Here is a 19,227-nt window from a genome sequence, read left to right on the forward strand (position 1 = left end):
CGCGCTGCAATAGCTCCACCAGCCAACGGAGATGCCGCAATGAAAGCCAATGTCGCGCAGTTGCCACGCCTGGACCGGGTCATCGCTTGCCTGCAGCAAAGCATCGATGTTGGCGGGCCATTGCCGGATCTGGATGCACTGGCGGCCATTGCCCATTACTCGCCGTTCCACTTCCACCGCGTGTATCGCGCGCTGACTGGCGAAACCATTGGCCGCACCGTGCAGCGGCTGCGCGTGGTCAAGGCCTTGCAGCGCCTGGCGCATAGCGATGCCAGTGTCACCGAGATCGCGCTGTTGGCGGGCTACGACACCCCGCAAGCCCTGGCGCGGGTGCTGCGCGAAACCGTGGATGCCAGCGCCAGCGAGCTGCGGGAAGATCCCAGGCGTTTGGCCGCCAGTATCGAGCAGCTGTCACGGCCATTGCCGCCAGCCGAAAAGCCCGCCCCGCTGAGTGTGGAAGTCGTCACCCTGGAACCCTTCGAAGTGGTGGCACTGCGCGCGCGCGGGGCCTTCGATGACCTGGATGGCGTGTTCGGCGAACTGTTCGGCTGGGCCGCGGAGCAGGGCCTGGTCGAGCAGCTGCAGCAGCTGATCGGCGTGCCGCTGGGCGATCACCGCGAGCTGCCCGCCGAGGAGCTGCTGTTCGATTGCGCGCTTGCGCTGGATGCGGAACTGCCGGCGTTGCCGGAATCGCTGCAGCGCCTGGTTCTTGGCGGCGGCCGCGTGGCGCGGCTGCGCCACGTCGGCAGCTACTCGCTGCTGGAAGATGCCACCGACCAGCTGCTGCGTGACTGGTTGCCGGGCAGCGGTCATGCTCTGCGCGATGCACCGCTGCATTACCACTTCCTCGACGACCCGGAAGAGGTCCCCGAGGCCATCCTGCGTGCCGATATCTACGTGCCGCTGGCCGCCGGCTGAGGCATGCCCGGGCGCAGGCTGCGGTAGGGCGGGGTGGACATGATCATCTCCGCCAGCGAATAGGCCAGCTCGCGCTCGGCCATCACCGTGCCATCGGCGCCGTGGTCGAGCAGGTGCTTGACCTCGGCATCGCTGTGGGCGCGCGCGAGCAGGGTCAGGTTGGGGTTGATGGCGCGCAGCTTGGCCAGCACTTCACCCGATTCCAGTGGCTGCGGAATCGCCAGCACTGCAATCGTCGCGCGCTCGGGATGCGCCTCGGCCAGCACCTTGTCCGAGGCGGCACTGCCACGAATGCCGGGAATACCGGCAGCGTGCGCACGTTCCACATGCTCGCGGTTGTCATCGATCACCAAAACCGGCACACCGCGGTCACGCAGCACCTGCGCCAGCTCGCTGCCAACCCGGCCATAGCCGACCACGATGGCGTGGTCCTGCAGGTCCAGCGACGGGCCTGGCGGGATGTCCGGCACTTCCGGCACCGGCGTGGTTTCCTTGTGGCGCGCCTGCCAGCGGTCGAGCAGGCCGAACACCACCGGATTGAGCATGATCGACACCAGCGCGCCGGCCAGTACCAGCGATTGCCCGGCCGGCGGCAGGATCTTCAATGCCACACCGAGGCCGGCAATGATGAAGGCAAACTCGCCGATCTGTGCCAGCGAGGCGGAAATGGTCAGCGCGGTGCTCTTGGAATGGCCGAAGGCGCGCACGATGAAGAAGGCCGCGGCCGACTTGCCGACCATGATGATCAGCACCGTCGCCAGCACCTGCCATGGGTGCTCGACGATGATCATCGGGTTGAACAACATGCCCACGGAGACAAAGAACAGCACCGCGAACGCATCGCGCAGCGGCAGTGAATCGTGTGCGGCCTTGTGGCTGAGCTCGGACTCGTTAAGCATCATGCCGGCGAAGAACGCACCCAGCGCGAACGACACGCCGAACAAGGCAGCAGCGCCGAACGCCACACCCAGGGCAATCGCCAGCACGCACAGGGTGAACAGTTCGCGCGAACCAGTGCCGGCCACTTTCTCCAGCACCCACGGAATGACGCGGCGGCCGACCACCAGCATCACCGCTACGAACAGGCCCAACTGCACGAAGGTCCAGCCAATCGAAGCCAGCAGCCCGCCGATGGACAGCTCCTTGCCGTTGGCCTCGGGGCCGAACACGTCGGCGATCACCGGCATCATCACCAGTGCCAGCACACAGGCCAGGTCCTCCACGATCAACCAGCCGACCGCGATCTTGCCGCGCGTGGTTTCCAGCAGGCGGCGTTCTTCCATTGCCCGCAGCAGCACCACGGTGGAGGCGGTGGCCAGTGAGAAACCGAAGATCACGCCATGCAGCACCGGCCAGCCCATCAGCGTGGCCACGCCCCAGCCGAGCAGGGTGGCGACCAGGATCTGGCCAATCGCGCCGGGGATGGCGATGGCCTTGACCGCCATCAAGTCCTTTAGCGAGAAGTGCAGGCCTACCCCGAACATCAGCAGCATCACGCCGATCTCGGCCAGCTGGTTGGCCAGCGCCTGGTCGGCGACAAAGCCCGGCGTGAACGGCCCCACGATGACACCGGCCACCAGATAGCCCACCAGCGGCGACAGCCGCAGTTTGTTGGCCAGGGCACCAAGGACGAAGGCCAGGCCCAAACCGATGGCAATCATGTTGATCAGGGCGGTGTCATGGTGCATCAGGGCTCGCTGGGTCGGGTGGGGGTGGTTTGATTCTAAAGGGGCTGGTGGCTTGGGTGCGGGGAAATATATGAAAAATCTGGGTTTTTATGTCCCAAGGAATTGGATCGGTGGGATTTGGGGCTGGCCAGATCAAGCGCGAAGGCAAGGGCACCCCTCCCCGGGGGCGCCCCCGCGGCGGGGGGCGCGGGGGGGGCGGGGGGGGGGGGCGGGGGGGTGGGGGGGGGGGGGGGGGGGGAGGAGCCGCCGAGCCGGGGGGGGGAGTGGGGGCGGGCCAGATCACGCGCGAAGGCCAGGGCACCCCTCCCCGACCCTCCCCTTGCCTGCCGCAAAGGGAGGGGGCGGTCCGCGCGAACGGTTGGATTGCCAGCTTTGCCGTTAACTCCCTCCCTTTGCCGCAGGCAAGGGGAGGGTCGGGGAGGGGTAACGCCTTGCTCCAGCTCAGTAAAGATGCCGCGGTCTCCCGGGGCATCTTCCTTCAGGACCCGCGGCAGGTCCCAGAACAGCTGGCGTTGCTCGCGATGCTTTTGTCGCTTGTGCCGGGGAAACCATGCCGCCTTGCGGCCCATACCAGGGCCAGGGTCGCCACCAGCAACCCCAGTAGAGCGGGAGCAAATGCGCCGACGCCCCAGCGCCCGAGCAGTGCGCCGCCGATGATGCCGCCGCCGGCGATTGCCGCGTTCCAGGCGGTGACCAACATGGATTGAGCGACATCGGCGGCGTCTCCGGCAGTCTTTGCCAGCGCCGTCTGGAACAGGGTTGCGGCGCCGCCGAAAGCAAGCCCCCACACTGCCACTGCCGCGTGGACCACCAGTGGTGCCTCATTGGACAGTCCCAGTGCCAACGCGGCCGCGCCGAACAGTACGGTGCTGGCAAGCGTCAAGCGGCGCAGGTGCTGGTCGACCAGCACACCGACGATCCAGATGCCCAACAGTGAGGTCATGCCGAACACCAGCAGCACCAGGTCGGTGCGCTCGCCCAGGCCGGCGGCAGTCATGAATGGCGCGATGTAGGTATAGAGGATGTTGTGTGCCAGGACGAAGCCCAGCACCACCAACAGCACCGGGCGCACGCCGGCAATGGAGAGCACCTGCCGCAATGGCATGCGCTGGTTCGCCGGCTGGCCGGCGAAGTCCGGCACCTTGAACCGTACCCATAGCATCAGCACCAGCGCCAACAGGCTCATCGCGCCAAAGCAGATCCGCCAGCCCAGCAGGTTGCCGAACAAGGTGCCGGCTGGCACGCCCAGCGACAATGCCAGTGGCGTGCCGACCATCGCGATGGCAATCGCCTTGCCTTGTTGATGTGCCGGCACCATGCGCGCTGCATAGCCTGCCAACAGGGCCCACAGCAGGCCGGCGGAAACACCTGCGAGGAAGCGCGCCAGCATTGTCAGCGCGTAGCTGCTGGAGAAGGTGGTGACGGTATTGGCGATGGCGAAGCCGGCGATCGCCGCCAGCAGCAATGGGCGACGGCGCATGCCTTGGGTCGCGCTGGTCAGTGGAATCGCCGCCAGCAGCGAGCCGATGGCGTAGATCGTCACGGTCTGCCCGATCCATGCTTCGGACACGCCGAGCCCAACTGCCATCTGTGGCAGCAGACCGGCCGGCAGTGCTTCGGTGAGGATGGTGATGAAGCCGGCCATCGCCAGCGCCAGCAATGCGCCAAATGGCAGGCGTGCAGAGTTTGCGGCACACATCAACGCGACTCCACTGCAGCATAAACCGCATCGCGCAGATCAGTGACGAAGCGACCGGACATGCCTTCGTACAAGGTGTTGGTGAAGGCCACCACACTCAGGCCCTGTGTTCGGTCCACGAACCAAGAATGGCCGTAGGCACCGCCCCAGCGCCAGGTGCCAGGTGATTCCGGTGTAGCAGCCAGCGCCGGGTCGCGCAGCACCGAGAAGCCGAGGCCGAAGCCGAAGCCCGGTGCGCTGGGCAGTTCCAGGCCGTTGGTCTGGTCGCGGCCCATTTCAGCGATCAGTTCGTCGGGCAACATGTTGTCGCCACCAATGCGCAGTGTTTCCAGCAGGCGCAACAGATCGCCGGCGGTGCCTGCCATGCCGGCGCCCGCAGACGGGAAGGCCTGCGCGTCGAAGATACGTGCCGGGCTGTAGGTGATGCCGATGGCGCCATCGAAGGGCGAAACAATCTCACCTTCGGCCAGCAGGTGTGGCTGCGGGGCGTCGCTTACATAGGCCATTGCCACGCGTTGCGGGTCGGCGGCGACGAAGCCGGTATCGCCCATGCCCAGCGGACCGGTCAGCAACTGCTGCACGGCCTGCTGCAGCGGTGTGCCATGGATGCGTTCGATCAAGGCACCCAGCACATCGGTTGCCAGCGAGTAGCCCCAGGCGCTGCCGGGCTCGTATGACAGCGGTACTTCGGCGATGCGACGCAGGTTGTCCTGCAGGCTGATGGCGGAGGCATCCATGCCATCGGAGACGCCGGCCCGTGCATACGGACCGTCCGCATCGGCTTCGAAAAAGCGGTAGCCCAGACCGGCGGTATGGCTCAGCAGCTGCCGCGCGCTGATTCGTGCCGGGCGGCCGTCGGCCAATCGCGGCTGGAATTCCGGCAGCCAGCGTTCGATGCCGGCATCCAGCTCGAGTTTGCCCTGTGCCACCAACACCATGGCCGCAGCGGAAACGATGGGCTTGCTGACCGAAGCCAGCCGGAACACGGTGTCCACGCGCATCGGGCGCGCGCTGGCACGGTCGGCGAGGCCGCTGGCCTGGCGGTGGATCAGCGCACCATTACGGGCGACCAGCACCACGGCACCGACCAGGCGTTGTTCGTCCAGTGCCTGCTGCACGACGGTCTGGATGGAAGCCAAAACCGGGTCAGGCACGGCACTTGAAGGTTGGGGGAACGCGGGGGTCGTCATTGCGGCTGGCTCGAAGAAAAGGGCAGGCGGTGACGATAGGAATCCCCCGATTGAAGAAAAAGCAGGCTGCAGTTCCGTGATGCGCGGAATAAACTGTCCGCAATCAAACGGGCGGCGGATCATGGACAGCCTCAATGGCTTCGTGGTGTTTGTGCAGGTGGCCGAGACGCGCAGCTTCGTCGCGGCCGGGCGTGAGCTCGGGGTGTCGGCCTCGGCGATCGGCAAGAGCGTGGCGCGGCTGGAAGAGAAGCTGGGTGTGCGCCTGTTCCATCGCAGCACCCGCAGCGTGACCCTCACCGCCGAAGGCACGCTGTTCCTGGAACGCAGCCGCCGCATCCTGGCCGAGATTGATGCCGCCGAGCTGGAGCTCTCGCAGGCCAGCGCGGCGCCACGCGGACGCCTGCGGGTGAGCCTGCCGTTGGTGAGCTCGCTGATGCTGCCGGTGCTGGGGGAGTTCATGCGTGCGTATCCACAGATCGAGCTGGACCTGGACTTCACCGACCGCATGGTCGATGTCATCGAGGAAGGCTTCGATGCGGTGGTGCGTACCGGCGAACCAGCCGACTCACGTCTGTCGGCGCGTCGCCTGGGCAGCTTCCATATGCGGCTGGTTGCTTCGCCGGAGTACCTGGCACGTTCTGGTGTGCCCCGGGCGCCAGCCGATCTGGAGCAGCACAGTTGCCTGCACTATCGCTTCCCCAACAGCGGCAAGCTGGAGGCCTGGGCGCTGCGGCGCGCAGCGGGCGAGGCCGAGCTGCAACTGCCGACTTCGATGATCTGCAACAACATCGAGACGCGCGTGTGCTTCGCATTGCGCGGGCTGGGGATTGCCTACCTGCCGGATTTCGCCATCCGCGAACCGCTGGCTGCTGGGCTGCTGCAGCCGCTCCTGGTTGATCAAGTGGGCGGGGACGGTGTTTTCAACGTGTTGTGGCCGGCCAGCAAGTACCCGTCGCCGAAGGTGCGGGCACTGGTGGACTTCCTCTGCGCGAAGGTGTTTCCGCAAGCTGCTTGAGGCTGTCGTCCGCGCGCATCGAGTTGCCGTCTGGCAACGTCCCGACGGCACAAAGAAAAATGCCCCGGTTTCCCAGGGCATCTTCCTTTCACGACATCAAACCGGGCACAACATCAAACCGGTATTACCAGGTGTAGCTGATACGGCCATAGACGTAGGCGCCGTTGAAACCATACGGGGAGTAGTTGCTGTACGGCAGCATGCCCCAGGTCGAGTTCTGCAGGTCGGCGGTGCGGTCCGGATACTGGTCCAGCAGGTTGTCCGCACCCAGGGTCAGCTTCCAGTTTTCGCTGGGCTTGAAGCTGGCCGAGGCATCCACTACCCAGCTGGCGTCATAGGTCTGGTCGCGGGCAGCAGTGGCCGAGTTGCGCACGGTGAAGCTGCCATAGCGGGTCGCCGACAGACCCAGCTCCCAGCGGTCCGAGCGCCAGGTGCCGCTGACGATGGCCTTGTCACGCGGGAAGCTGTCCTCGATGCGGCCGATCTCGTCGCGGCCGATCAGCGACTGGGTGATGCCCAGGCTGCCGAACACCGCCGGCGAGGCGATGAACTTCTTCACCTCGGTCTCGTTGTAGCTGTAGGCCGCGGTCAGTTCCAGGCTGCTGGCAGCAAACGGGATGGTGTAGCTGGACACCGCATCGACACCGCGGGTGCGGGTGTCCACGCCATTGGTGAAGTAGGAGAACGCGGTGACCTGCGGCAGCCCCAGCCCGGCCAACAGCGCGTTGGCGGCGGCATTGGTGGTGATGTTGGTGGACAGCACGATGCGGTCGTCGATATCGATCTGGTAGGCATCGACGGTCAGGTAAAGGCGATCAACCGGCTGCAGTACCAGGCCAAGGCTATAGGACGTGGAGCTTTCGGCCTTGAGCGGGCTGGCACCCAGCGCCTGTGCGGCAGCGCTGGTGGTCGGGAAGGTGCCGCGGTCGACGAAGCTGCCGTTGATGATGGTGCTGGTGACTGCCTGGTAGCTCTGCTGGGCCAGCGAAGGTGCGCGGAAGCCACTGGACGCGGTGGCGCGCAGCGCAACCTTGTCGGTGAAGGCGTAGCGCGCCGACAGCTTGCCGGAGAACTTGTCGCCGAAGTCCGAGTAGTCCTCGTAGCGACCGGTCAGGCCGGCGGAGAACTTCTCGGTCAGGTCGGCTTCGAGCCCGGCATAGACAGCGTAGTTGTGGCGATCGTTGTGCACTTCGTTGGTCGGGGTGAAACCACCGAAGCCCTGCGCGCCGCTACCGGTATAGGAGTTCAGCTCACCGGCGTTCTGCTCCCACTTCTCACGGCGGTACTCACCACCGAAGGACAGCGTGACCGGGTAGGCCAGGCCCCAATCCAGCGACTTGGTGATGTCGGCGTTGAAGATGTCCTGCTGGTACTTCAGGGTGCCGTCGTAGAACGAGGTCGGGCTGTTGACGCCCAGGCTGTAGTTGATGCTGTTGCGGGTGTGGAAATCCAGGGTGTTTTCACCGTGGTTGACGCTGACGTCCCAGGTCCAGCCGCTCTCGGTATTGCCCTTGACGCCAGCTACCAGCGAGCGGTCCTTGGAGTACTGGTTGATCTGCGGCACGAAGCCGTCCGGGTAGACCTGCGCCAGCAGCGCGGTCTGCCCGCTGTGGTTGGGCGAGCGGTAGAACGCGAACGAAGTGATGTCGCGGTTGCTCAGCAGGGCGCTGGCGTAGGCGCTGACGTTGTCGCTGAAGTTGAAGCTGGCGTTGGCCGAGGCAGCGGTGGCATCCACGCGCGGGTCGCCGACCACGAAGGTCTTTTCACCGATGGACGGGAAGTTGCCGGTATTCGGGGTGGTGCCCTGATAAGGGCCTGCGCGGTTGCTTTCGTCCTGCTGGCTGACCTGGCCGGCGAAATGCACGCTGCCACGGCCATCGGCGAAGCTGACGCCGGTGTCGCCGGAGAGCTGGTACTTGTTGCCGTCACCGGCCGAGTACTGGCCGTAATCCACCGCCAGGCTGCCGCCCTTGCCGCTGCCCTTGAGCACGATGTTGACCACGCCGGCGATGGCATCGGAGCCGTACTGGGCCGAGGCGCCGTCGCGCAGTACTTCGACGCGTTCGATGGCGGCGATCGGAATCGCGTTGATGTCCACCGCGGAGGAGCCACGGCCGATGCTGCCGTTGACGTTGATCATCGCCGAGGTGTGGCGGCGCTTGCCGTTGACCAGCACCAGCACCTGGTCAGGCGACAGCCCGCGCAGCTGCGCCGGGCGGATGCCGCTGGTGCCGTCGGTCAGGGCCGGGCGCGGGAAGTTCAGCGAGGGCAGGGCGCGCGACAGCGCGGTGGCCAACTCGCCGGTGCCGGTGGACTGCAGGGCTTCCGGGGTGATGATGTCGATCGGTGACTGCGACTCGGCCACGGTGCGGTCGGCCACGCGGGTACCGGTAACGATCACGGTATCCAGGGTATTGGCGCTGGACTGGGCCAGGGCGGGGAGGGCCGGTGCGCCAAGGGCGATGGCAATGGCGACGGCGAGGGTGCTGGACTTGCGGTTCATCAGGTTGCAGCTCCGGTATTGAGTGGCGGCATCGGCGGCGCGTGGGGTTCGCGGCTGTTGCGGTGCGCCATCAACGAATTAATGGAATTTTTACCTCGTGTCAAACCGGACGGTTCAGCTAAATTGTTGCTTTTGAAAGCTTTTTCAGTTCAGCAAGGGCGATTTGGCTATGCGAGTACTTGGCCCTTGTCAGGCAACGCCGTTCAGGCGCGTGCGATATCAGGACGTGAGTCAAGTATTGGTTAACGTTAGAATCACGTCGCAGGAATGCTGCTCACATGCTCATTCCTTTTCGTTATAACGGACCCATTCATGATTTCCCTTCGTAATTTCGCCCTTCGCCGGGGCGAGCGCCTGCTGTTGTCCAACGTAGACCTCACCCTGCATGCCGGCTATCGCGTAGGCGTGGTGGGCCGTAATGGCGCAGGTAAATCCAGCCTGTTTGCGGCCGTGCGCGGTGAGCTGGAAGCCGACAAGGGCGACGTGTCGCTGCCCGGCAAGATCCGTATCGCCGACGTGGCCCAGGAAACCCCGGCGCTGCCCGACCGCGCCATCGACTTCGTGCTTGGCGGTGATGACGTGGTCGCCGCGGTGCTGCAGGAAGAAGCCGCAGCGGCTGAGCGCGAGGATTGGGAAGCGGTTGCCAACGCGCACCAGAAGATGGCCGAACTGGGCGCCTATGACGCCGAGGCGCGCGCTGGCAAGCTGCTGCATGGCCTGGGCTTCCCGGCTGAGACGCATGATCGTCCGGTGTCGGCGTTCTCCGGTGGCTGGCGCGCACGCTTGAACCTTGCCCGCGCGCTGATGATGCCCAGCGACCTGTTGCTGCTCGACGAACCGACCAACCACCTGGATCTGGACGCGGTGTACTGGCTGGAGCAATGGCTGCTGAAGTATCCGGGCACCTTGCTGCTGATCTCGCATGACCGCGAGTTCCTGGACAACGTGGCTACCCACACCCTGCATCTGCACGGCGGCGGTGCCAAGCTGTATCCGGGCGGCTATACCGATTTCGAGCGCCAACGTGCCGAGCACCTGCGCCAGCAGCAGATCGCGCACGAGAAGGAACAGGCCGAGCGCGCGCATCTGCAGAGCTTCATCGACCGCTTCAAGGCGCAGGCCAGCAAGGCCACCCAGGCGCAGAGCCGGATGAAGCGCCTGGCCAAGATGGCCGGTACCGAGGCGGTGCGCGCCGAGCGCGAGTTCCGCATCGAGTTCTCGCCGCCGGCCAAGCTGCCGTTCTCGCTGATCCGCCTCAACGACGTTACCGCCGGTTACGGCCCGGACGCGGTGATCCTGGACAACGTCGGCTTCGGCCTGGAAGCCGGCCAGCGCGTCGGTCTGCTCGGGCCGAACGGTGCGGGTAAAACCACGCTGGTGAAATCACTCGTCGGCGACCTGCCATTGCTTGGCGGTGACCGCATGGCCCATCCAGACCTGCAGATCGGTTACTTCGCCCAGCACACGGTGGAATCGCTGCACGCCGGCATGACGCCGATGGATCACTTCCGCGAAATCTCGCCGGATGGCGTCAACCAGTCGTTCCGCGACTTCCTCGGCAAGTGGAACTTCCCGGGTGACCGCGCGTTCGAGACCGTGGATGGTTTCTCCGGTGGCGAGCGTGCGCGTCTGGCGCTGGCCCTGATCGCCTGGCAACAGCCGAACGTGCTGCTGCTCGACGAACCGACCAACCACCTTGACCTGGAAATGCGCGAAGCATTGGCCGAGGCGCTGGCGCTGTTCGAAGGTGCGATCGTGATGGTGTCGCATGACCGCCATCTGATCGGACTGGTCTGCGATACGTTCTGGCGTGTCGCCGACGGTGTGGTCGAGCCGTTTGCCGGTGACCTGGACGAGTACGCGCAGTGGCTGCGTACCCGCGCCAGCGCGCAGGGTTCACGCAACAAGAGTGATCGCCAGGAAAAGCCTGCAGCTGCACCGGTTGCGCAGGTTGCCCCGGCCAAGCCGGCTTCCAACAAGAAGCCGGTCAACCCGCACAAGCTGGAAGCAGCCGAGAAGAAGGTCGAGCAGTTGGGTGCAGCGCTGGCTGAGGTGGATGCGCAGCTGGCCGATTCCGGCAACTACGCCGACGCGGCCAAGATGGCCAAGCTGGGCGGCGAGCGCGAAGTGCTGGTGCAGCAGCTGGAGCAGGCTGAGGCGGCGTGGATGGAGATGTTGGAGGACTGAGCCCGGGCTCAGTCTTGCTTGTGGGAGCGGCGTCAGCCGCGAAGCTGGCAATGCCTGAAATGCCACTGTAGAGCCGAGCCATGCTCGGCTGAGGCTTTACCGGTAACGCTCCTGCCGAGCATGGCTCGGCACTACTAAAGCTCCTGCCGAGCATGGCTCGGCACTACAGGTGACGCCTCTGCCGAGCATGGCTCGGCACTACAGGTGACGCCTCTGCCGAGCATGGCTCGGCACTACAGGTCCAATTGTCCCTGCGCCTGCAACCATAGCCGGAAGCGTCGCAGCGGCTCGCGCTCCTGTCGCGAGCGCAATCGCGTCAGCCAATACCTGCCCAACGACAAGGTCTGTGCGAAGGGCTGCAGCAGTCGTCCTTCGGCCAGGTCCTGCTCGAACATGCGCAGTGGCAGCAGCGCCACGCCGGCACCCGCGGCTGCGGCACTGGCCAGGGTTAAGGATGAATCGAACACTGCACCACGCGCTTCCACACCGCTGACACCCGCTTGCTGCAACCAGCGCGGCCATTCGTCGTTGCGGTAGGAACGCAGCAGCGCCACGTTGCCAAGATCACGCGGTTTCCGCAGTTTCCGCGCCACCGCCGGCGCGCACAGCGGCGCGAACAAGGTGTCGACGATCGGCGTGCAATCCTGCCCCTGCCAGTCGCCATCGCCGAAGCGGATCGCCAGATCCAATCCTTCCCCAGCCAGATCGATGCGGTTGTTGTGGGTCTGCACCCGCAGCTCGATATCCGGATGCGCAGCCTCGAAGTCAGGCAGCCGCGGCAACAGCCAGCCGGTCGCGAAGGTGCCGACCACCCCCACGGTCAGCACCTCGCGGAAACGGCCACCGGTGAAACGGTCCAGCGCGATCGCCATGCGGTCGAAACTCTCGGTGAGCACCGGATACAACGCCGCACCCTCGTCGGTGAGGGCCACGCCGCGCGGCAGCCGATGGAACAGGCTGACCTGCAGGCGGTCCTCCAATCCACGGATCTGGTGACTCAAGGCGGCCTGGCTGACGCAAAGCTCCAGCGCGGCGCGGGTGAAGTTCAGATGGCGTGCGGCGGCTTCGAAGGCGCGCAGGGCGTTGAGCGGCAACTGGGGTCGGATCATGGCGGAGTCATGACGAAACTTGATGGTCGGTCGCATTATTCCGCGTCCCGTGACCGAATTTTCGCCTTAGCTGCAAATTTAACTAATGGCTTGCGATGATTATTCGCGATGGTCGCAGGCCGCAGCGGCGGGCAAGATCAGCCCGATCACGCCAAAGGAGAGTTCCCATGCTTGCTCGTCGTCAGTTCCTCACGCTTGGCGGTGCCGCCTTGGCCAGCGCCTTGATACCGGCCGCGTTTGCGCGCGCTGGTGGCGCTGCAATCACGGTGCCGGTGGCAGTCAGTGACGCTGACTTCGCCGCACTTGAGAAAGCCAGTGGCGGCCGGCTGGGGGTCTGCCTCTGGAACCCGGCCAGTGGCGCCCGCTACGGACACCGCATCGACGAACGCTTCCCGATGTGCAGCACGGTCAAGTTTCCCTTGGCCGCAGCGGTCCTGCGCCGCGCGGATGCCGGCCAGTTGTCGCTGGACCAGCGCGTGCCGGTGCGGGCGAGCGACATCCTCGACCATTCGCCGTTCACCGAGCGCCACGTCGGCAAGAGCATGACCGTGCGCGATCTGTGCCGGGCGACGATGATCGTCAGTGACAACGCGGCGGCGAACCTGTTGCTGCCGCTGGTTGGCGGCCCGGCCGGGCTTACCGCCTTCCTGCGCGAGCACGGTGACCGCGTCACCGTGAGTGCGCGCAATGAGCCCGAGCTCAACCGGTTTGCCACCGGTGACCCGCGCGATACGACCAGCCCAGCGGCGATGGCCGGCAACCTGCAGCGCTTCCTGCTTGGCGACGTGCTCGGCGAGGCCTCGCGCCAGCAACTGGCCGATTGGCTGATCGACAACCAGACCGGCGATGCACGCCTGCGCGCAGGTCTGCCACAGGACTGGCGGGTAGGCGACAAGACCGGCAGCAACGGCAGCGACACCAGCAACGACATTGCCGTACTGTGGCCGTTGGCCGGTGGCACACCATGGCTGCTGAGCAGCTACCTGCAGGGTTCTGCACTGGATGATGACGGCAGGAATGGCATCCTGCGCCAGGTAGGGGAGCTGGCTGGCGCCCGCCTGCGCTGACGGCTCCACCGTTGGCGCGGTGGTGGCCGGTGGGCGTGACCCCGCGTAACCGGTCACAGGAAACAGGCGTCATGAGCAAGGAAGTAATCTATCTGTTGTTGATTTTCGCGTTGCTGGTCATCCCGCGCGCGTTGCAGCGTTTCAATATTCCCGCGCCATTGACCTGCCTGGTGTTCGGCATCAGCGCGATGCTGTGGCTGGGTGACGGATCGCACGATCCGGTGGTCAACCTGCTGGCCACCCTGGGTATTTCCTCGTTGTTCCTGTTTGCTGGCCTGGAAGTGGATCTGGCCGACCTGCGCAAGGGCATGTGGCCGCTGCTGACTCATCTGCTGATCCGCAGCGCCACGCTCACCGGCGTCGCCTGGTTGGCATGGCATTACGCCGGCTTGCCCTGGCAGGCGGCGGCCTTGCTGGCGCTGGCACTGCTCACGCCCTCCACCGGCTTCATCATGGATTCGCTGTCCCAGCTCGGCCTGGATGATGCCGAGCGGTTCTGGGTCAGCAGCAAGGCCATTGCCGGCGAGTTGTTGGCGCTGGCTGCGTTGTTCGTGGTGTTGCAGGCCGGCGATCCGGTGCATATGGCACTGTCGAGCATGGCCTTGCTGGCGATGATGGTCGGCCTGCCGTTGCTGTTCATCGGGCTCGGCCGCTGGGTGGCGCCGCACGCACCGGGCTCGGAGTTCTCGCTGCTGGTGATGGTCGGCATGCTGGCGGCCTACATCACCTATGCATTGGGCGTGTACTACCTGGTGGGTGCGTTCATCGCCGGCCTGGTCGCGCGCCTGCTGCAGCAGCGCATGCCGTCGCTGGCCTCGCATGAGAACCTGCATGCGCTGCGTCTGTTCGCATCGTTCTTCGTACCGTTCTATTTCTTCAACTCGGGTACCAAGGTGCCAGCCGAAGCGCTGAGCTTCGAAGCGTTGGGTCTTGGCCTGCTCATCACCCTGGTGGTGCTGCCGCTGCGTATCGCGGTGATCTGGCTGCAGCGGCGGGTGCTGTTCGGTGAGAGTTTCCGCACCAGCCTGCGGGTGGCGCTGGCGCTGTCGCCGACACTCATCTTCACCCTGGTGCTGGCGGCGATCATGCGCGAGCGCTTTGCGATCTCGCCGGTGTTGTTTGGTGCGCTGCTGTTGTATGCCGCGCTGACCACACTGTTGCCATCGCTGGTGTTCCGGCGGCCGATGGACGTGGATCCGCTCAGCAATGAAGCTGCCGAAACTGCGGATGCAGAGATCGTAAGAGAGGCCGTGCTTGATTCGGACTCGCCTTCAGCCCCCAACTCTTACGTACCGGAGCGTTGAGCGCCGCTTATCATTCCCAGGGCAACGTCGGCTTCGCAATGAAGCGGGCGGCTGGCACAGGGGGTATAGGTGGATCGGGATAGTTGGCAACAGGTGCGCGAGCTGTTCGACGCAGTGTGTGAACTGCATCCGTCGCAATGGCGGAGCGAACTCGCGCGGCTGAGCGCTGATCCCGCCGTCGTGGCCGAAACACTGGAGCTGCTCGAAGCGCAGACCAGCGAGCTCGGCCGTGCGCTCGAGCCGATGCAGCAGTTGATGGTCGCGGCGATTCCTTCCGAATTGAGTGAAGGCGATGTCATCGGGCCTTGGCGCCTGTACGAACGGCTGGCCAGCGGCGGCATGGGGATGGTGTTCCGTGCCGAGCGTGCTGATGGCCTGTATGCGCAGGAGGTGGCGATCAAGGTGCTGCAGGGCAAGCCCGGTGCACGTGTCGCTGAGCGCCTGGCCGCCGAGCGGCGCATTCTGGCCAGCCTGCAGCATCCCAACATCGCCCGCCTGTACGACGGTGGTACTACCCCGGGCGGGCATCCCTATCTGGTGATGGAATATGTGCGTGGTGAGCCGCTGGATGTTTACTGCGCGCGCCACCAGCTTGACCTGCGCCAGCGCCTGCAGCTGTTCCTGAAAGTGTGCAGCGCGGTGCAGGCCGCACACGCGCGGCTGGTACTGCATTGCGACCTGAAGCCGTCCAATATCCTGGTACGTGAGGATGGCGAACCGGTGTTGTTGGACTTCGGTGTGTCTCGCGTGCTGGGCGACGAGGCCAACGACCCGGCTGCGCAGTTCTTTACGCCTGCATACGCGGCGCCAGAGCTGCAGTCAGGAAGCCTGGTGGGTGTCAGCAGTGATGTCTTCAGCCTGGCTGCGGTATTGAGCGAGCTGTTGGCAGGCAAGCGCGGCAGGCGCGGCGCAGGTGACAGCGCTGCCGCGGTGGCGGCGCCCAGCGGGTTGGCAGGAAGCGATTGTCGCTGGGCGCGATCCTTGCGCGGTGATCTGGACGCCATCGTGGTGCGGGCGGGGGCCTTGGCGCCCGGGCAGCGCTATCCGTCGGTGGAGGCGATGGCCGCGGACGTGCAGCGCTATCTGCAGCATCGGCCGGTGCAGGCACGCAATGGTGGCCGGTTCTATCGCGGTGGGCGTTGGCTGCGACGCAACTGGAAGGGGGCTGCCTTGCTGTTGCTGGTGCTGCTGCTTGCAGCCTGGTTTGTGTGGCGCCTGGCCGCCGAACGCGCCGCCGCCGAGCGCGAGGCAACGATCGCCGAGCAGGTCAGCGGGTTCCTCGTGGAAATGTTCCAGGCGGCCGATCCACGCGAGAAAGGCGTGCGCGGCGGTGAGGACATCAGTGCACGCGAAGTGCTGGATCGGGCAGCATCGCGCATCGACGAGGATCTGGATGCATCGCCGGAAGTACAGGCGCGCTTGAAGGGCGTGATCGGCCTGGCTTACCGCAATGCGGGTGATCTGCGTCGTGCCGACCCGATGATGCTGCAGGCCGCCGAAGCGCTGGCCGCCGCTGGTGGCGACAAGAACCTGGACGAAGCCGCGCGCCTGTTCAACCTGCTGGCGGGAACCTATGCCAACAACCGCAAGGGCGTGGAAGGTGCCGCCATGGCGCGGCGGGCGCTGGCGCTGCTGGGCAGGCAGCCAGCAGACAGCTTCCGTGTTGCCCAGTCCTACAATTCGTTGGGACTGTCGTTGTTGTCCGAGCAGCGCTATGACGATGCCGAGGCTGCTTTCAAGCAGGCACTGCAGCGTCACCAGGCCGGCAAACGCGAGCAGTACATCGGCGTGACATTGGACAACCTGGGCATGATGTACCGGCGCAAGGGCGATCTGGTCGCCTCGGCCGCGGCGTTCGACCAGTCAACGCCGATGTTCCTGCGCAGCCTGGGGGAGATGTCGTATGACTACTGGGCCAGCAATACCGAACGTAACTTGATGGTGATGGATCGCGGTGAGCTGGATGTGGCCATCGCCGCGTTCGAGGCCAATCTGGCGCGCGCACCAACGATATTCGGACAGCGCAGCGTCTATGTGATCAGCGAGAACAACCGCCTGGCGCAGGCACTGATACGCAAAGGCGACCATGCGCGTGCACGGCCCTATGTCGAAACCGCCCTGCGGCTGTCAGCCCAGGTGCTGGGCAAGGACAGTTACAACTATTCGGTCGTCACCGAAACCGCCGCGCAGCTTGCCCAGGCGCAGGGCGAGAGCGCCGCCGCCGAAACCAGTTACCGCGAGGCGTTGGCGGTACGCACGGCGGCGATTGGCGGCGACCATCCGGACAGCCTGGATCTGGAACTGCAGCTTGGGCTGCTGTTGGCAGCCCAAGGCAATGCTGACGGCGATGCAATGGTGCAGCGGGCGCATGACCTGTGGCTGCCGCGTATCCCAGCCGGCAGCGCCAACGGTATTCGTCTGCAGCAGGGCTGGGCCGAATGGCTGATCGCCAAGCACCGACTGGATGAGGCTGCGCAGACCTTGGAAACCGTGCAGCCGCTGCTGCTCGATAGTCCTTATTCGGCGGTGCGCCAACAGGTATTGGGTGCGCGTCTGGCTGAGCAGCGCGGCAATCGCAGCGAAGCCGTGCAGTATTGGCAGGCCGCCGTCGCCGCCGCCGAGCCCTTGTACGGCAAGACATCGGCGGTGACCTTGCAGTGGCGCGGTGCCCTGCAGGCGGCGCGAGATCATGTACAAGGCGGTGGCGCGTTGCCTTGAACGGGCGCGTAGGCGAGGATCGGGGCATGAAAACCTTCTCCTTCTCGAATCTGATCTGCGTTCTGGCCCTGGCCGGCACTGCCGTCCTTCCTGTTCCGGCAATCGCTGCCAGCACCTCCCCAAAGGCAACGGCAGCGGTCGCGCCGGCCGACCAGTTCCTCGCCGATCTGGCGCGCTACTGCGGGCAGGCCTTTGCTGGCCGCATCATCGCCAACCAGCCGCAGTCCAGTGCGCCGGACCCATTCGATGGCAAGACCCTGGTGATGCATGTGCGTGGCTGTGACAGTCCGCGGCAGGAACTGCGGGTGCCGTTCCATGTGGGTGATGACCATTCACGCACCTGGGTGATCAGCCGTACCGATAGCGGCCTGCGCTTGAAGCACGACCACCGTCATGCCGATGGCAGCGCGGATGCGGTGACCATGTACGGCGGTGATGCCGTCCAGGCCGGCAGCGCGGGGCGGCAGGAGTTTCCGGTCGATGCCCAATCGGTGGCGATGTTCACCGCAAATGGCATGACCGCCTCGCTGCGCAACACCTGGGCGATGGAGCTGGAGCCGGGCAAGCGCTTCGTCTACGAGCTGGCGCGCCCGGATGGGCGTTTGTTCCAGGTCGAGTTTGACCTTGGCACGCCGGTGGAACTGCCGCCGGCGCCTTGGGGCAGCGAGGCCTGACATAAGGAGGGCGCCGTTGCCGGCGCCCTCTGATCCTTCGGGCGGGAAACTCAGCGGGCGCCGAAGCGGGCGCGGCAACCGCCGTTGACCCAGATGCTGTTGCCGTTGAAGCCCCAGTTGCGGCCTTCCACGCAGCGCGTATCCGAGGCCTGCTGGACGATGACCGGGCGCCCCTGGCGGCGATCCCAGGCGCAGGTGTTCAGGCGGTTGCTGTTGCTGTGGCAATCCACGAAGTAGTTGTTGCCACCCCAGCCGCCGCCATTGCCCCAGCCGCCACCACGGCCTTCGGCGAATTCACCACGGCAGCCGCCATTGACCCAGACCGTGCCATTGCTGCTGCCCCAGTTGCGGCCTTCCACGCAGCGCGTATCGGAAACCTGGCGGACCAGCACCGCGCTGCGCCAGCCGGTATTGCAGACCACATGACGGTTGCTGTTGCTGTCGCAGCGGATGGTCTGGTTGCCGTTTCCGTGGCCCGGGCCGCCGCCCCAGCCGCCACCGCGACCTTCGGCAAATTCGGCGCGGCAACCACCGCTGACCCAGACACTGCCGTTGTTGCTGCCCCAGTTGCGGCCTTCGGTGCAGCGGGTGTCGGAGACCTGGCGGACCAGCACTGCGCTGCGCCAGCCGGTGTTGCAGACCTGCTGGCGGTTGTTGTTGCTGTCGCAGCGGATGGTGCGGCCGTTGTTGTTGCCGGCGCCGCCGCCCCAGCCGCCGCCGCGGCCTTCGGCGAATTCGGCGCGGCAGCCGCCGTTGACCCAGACGCTGCCGTTGTTGCTGCCCCAGTTGCGACCTTCGATGCAGCGCGTATCGGAAACCTGGCGGACCAGTACCGCGCTGCGCCAGCCGGTGTTGCAGACCTGTTGGCGATTGCTGTTGCTGTCGCAGCGGATGGTGTTGCCCTGGCCGCCCGGATAGCCGGATTGGGCCGAAGCGGGGGACGGGCTCATCGCCAGCCCAAGCAGGGCAGCCAGGCCGGCGAGCAGGAGGGGACGGTTCATGGCGGCTTCCCTGTTCAGGTTGGGTGGCCGAACTATAGGCGCAGTCCCACTTAAGGCCGCGTGACTGATCGCCGGATTTGCTCCTGCACCCGCTGAGCGCCAAAATACGGGGCTACCCGGCACCGTTTCGTACCGGGCCCCCTGCGGAGCTTTC

13 protein-coding genes are annotated in these 19,227 nt (G+C 65.6%); 7 read left to right on the forward strand and 6 right to left on the reverse strand.

Features of this window, described 5'->3' with window-relative positions:
• Positions 1-39 precede the first annotated feature (39 nt).
• On the forward strand, positions 40-918 hold the full coding sequence (locus tag AC1VWL_RS09945) for an AraC family transcriptional regulator (protein WP_296252595.1): 879 nt from the start codon (positions 40-42) through the stop codon (positions 916-918).
• Here the strand turns inward: AC1VWL_RS09945 and ybaL are convergent.
• From ybaL to AC1VWL_RS09960, 3 genes are all read right to left on the reverse strand, one after another.
• Positions 894-2,606, reverse strand: a complete 1,713-nt coding sequence (gene ybaL / locus AC1VWL_RS09950) for a YbaL family putative K(+) efflux transporter (RefSeq protein WP_482986568.1) — start codon at positions 2,604-2,606, stop codon at positions 894-896. The genes AC1VWL_RS09945 and ybaL overlap by 25 nt on opposite strands.
• Positions 2,607-3,084: 478 nt before the next feature.
• Complete coding sequence (locus AC1VWL_RS09955; protein WP_482986569.1) at positions 3,085-4,305, reverse strand: MFS transporter; 1,221 nt, start codon at positions 4,303-4,305, stop codon at positions 3,085-3,087.
• Positions 4,305-5,495, reverse strand: a complete 1,191-nt coding sequence (locus AC1VWL_RS09960; protein ID WP_482986570.1) for a serine hydrolase domain-containing protein — start codon at positions 5,493-5,495, stop codon at positions 4,305-4,307. The genes AC1VWL_RS09955 and AC1VWL_RS09960 overlap by 1 nt, the downstream gene beginning before the upstream one ends.
• A 121-nt stretch (positions 5,496-5,616) precedes the next feature.
• Here AC1VWL_RS09960 and AC1VWL_RS09965 point away from each other — a divergent pair, with 121 nt between their 5' ends.
• Positions 5,617-6,510, forward strand: a complete 894-nt coding sequence (locus AC1VWL_RS09965) for a LysR family transcriptional regulator (protein WP_482986571.1) — start codon at positions 5,617-5,619, stop codon at positions 6,508-6,510.
• 124 nt (positions 6,511-6,634) lie between these two features.
• Here the strand turns inward: AC1VWL_RS09965 and AC1VWL_RS09970 are convergent, their stop codons facing one another.
• A complete protein-coding gene (locus AC1VWL_RS09970) occupies positions 6,635-9,013 on the reverse strand; it encodes a TonB-dependent receptor plug domain-containing protein (RefSeq protein WP_481533541.1) in 2,379 nt (792 codons plus the stop codon).
• A 312-nt stretch (positions 9,014-9,325) separates the two neighbouring features.
• Between AC1VWL_RS09970 and AC1VWL_RS09975 the strand changes: the two genes are divergently transcribed.
• Positions 9,326-11,200, forward strand: a complete 1,875-nt coding sequence (locus AC1VWL_RS09975) for an ABC-F family ATP-binding cassette domain-containing protein (RefSeq protein ID WP_482986572.1) — start codon at positions 9,326-9,328, stop codon at positions 11,198-11,200.
• Between the two features lie 233 nt (positions 11,201-11,433).
• Here AC1VWL_RS09975 and AC1VWL_RS09980 read toward each other — a convergent pair whose 3' ends face one another.
• Positions 11,434-12,309 (reverse strand): LysR family transcriptional regulator, encoded by an 876-nt coding sequence (locus AC1VWL_RS09980; protein ID WP_482986573.1) that lies wholly within the window; start codon positions 12,307-12,309, stop codon positions 11,434-11,436.
• Positions 12,310-12,476: 167 nt separating this feature from the next.
• On the opposite strand from AC1VWL_RS09980, the gene blaCESS reads away from it, so the two are divergent.
• From blaCESS to AC1VWL_RS10000, 4 genes are all read left to right on the forward strand, one after another.
• Positions 12,477-13,376, forward strand: coding sequence for a CESS family extended-spectrum class A beta-lactamase (gene blaCESS, locus AC1VWL_RS09985; protein WP_482986574.1), 900 nt, complete (start codon positions 12,477-12,479; stop codon positions 13,374-13,376).
• Between the two features lie 71 nt (positions 13,377-13,447).
• A complete protein-coding gene (locus tag AC1VWL_RS09990; protein ID WP_482986575.1) occupies positions 13,448-14,680 on the forward strand; it encodes a cation:proton antiporter in 1,233 nt (410 codons plus the stop codon).
• Positions 14,681-14,749: 69 nt separating this feature from the next.
• Positions 14,750-17,398 (forward strand): serine/threonine-protein kinase, encoded by a 2,649-nt coding sequence (locus AC1VWL_RS09995; RefSeq protein WP_482986576.1) that lies wholly within the window; start codon positions 14,750-14,752, stop codon positions 17,396-17,398.
• Positions 17,399-17,424: 26 nt separating this feature from the next.
• Positions 17,425-18,072, forward strand: a complete 648-nt coding sequence (locus AC1VWL_RS10000) for a hypothetical protein (RefSeq protein WP_482986577.1) — start codon at positions 17,425-17,427, stop codon at positions 18,070-18,072.
• A 50-nt stretch (positions 18,073-18,122) separates the two neighbouring features.
• On the opposite strand, the gene AC1VWL_RS10005 is transcribed toward AC1VWL_RS10000, so the two are convergent.
• On the reverse strand, positions 18,123-19,073 hold the full coding sequence (locus AC1VWL_RS10005) for a DUF3011 domain-containing protein (RefSeq protein WP_482986578.1): 951 nt from the start codon (positions 19,071-19,073) through the stop codon (positions 18,123-18,125).
• Positions 19,074-19,227 lie beyond the last annotated feature (154 nt).

This window comes from Stenotrophomonas sp. STEN063, from assembly GCF_056854515.1.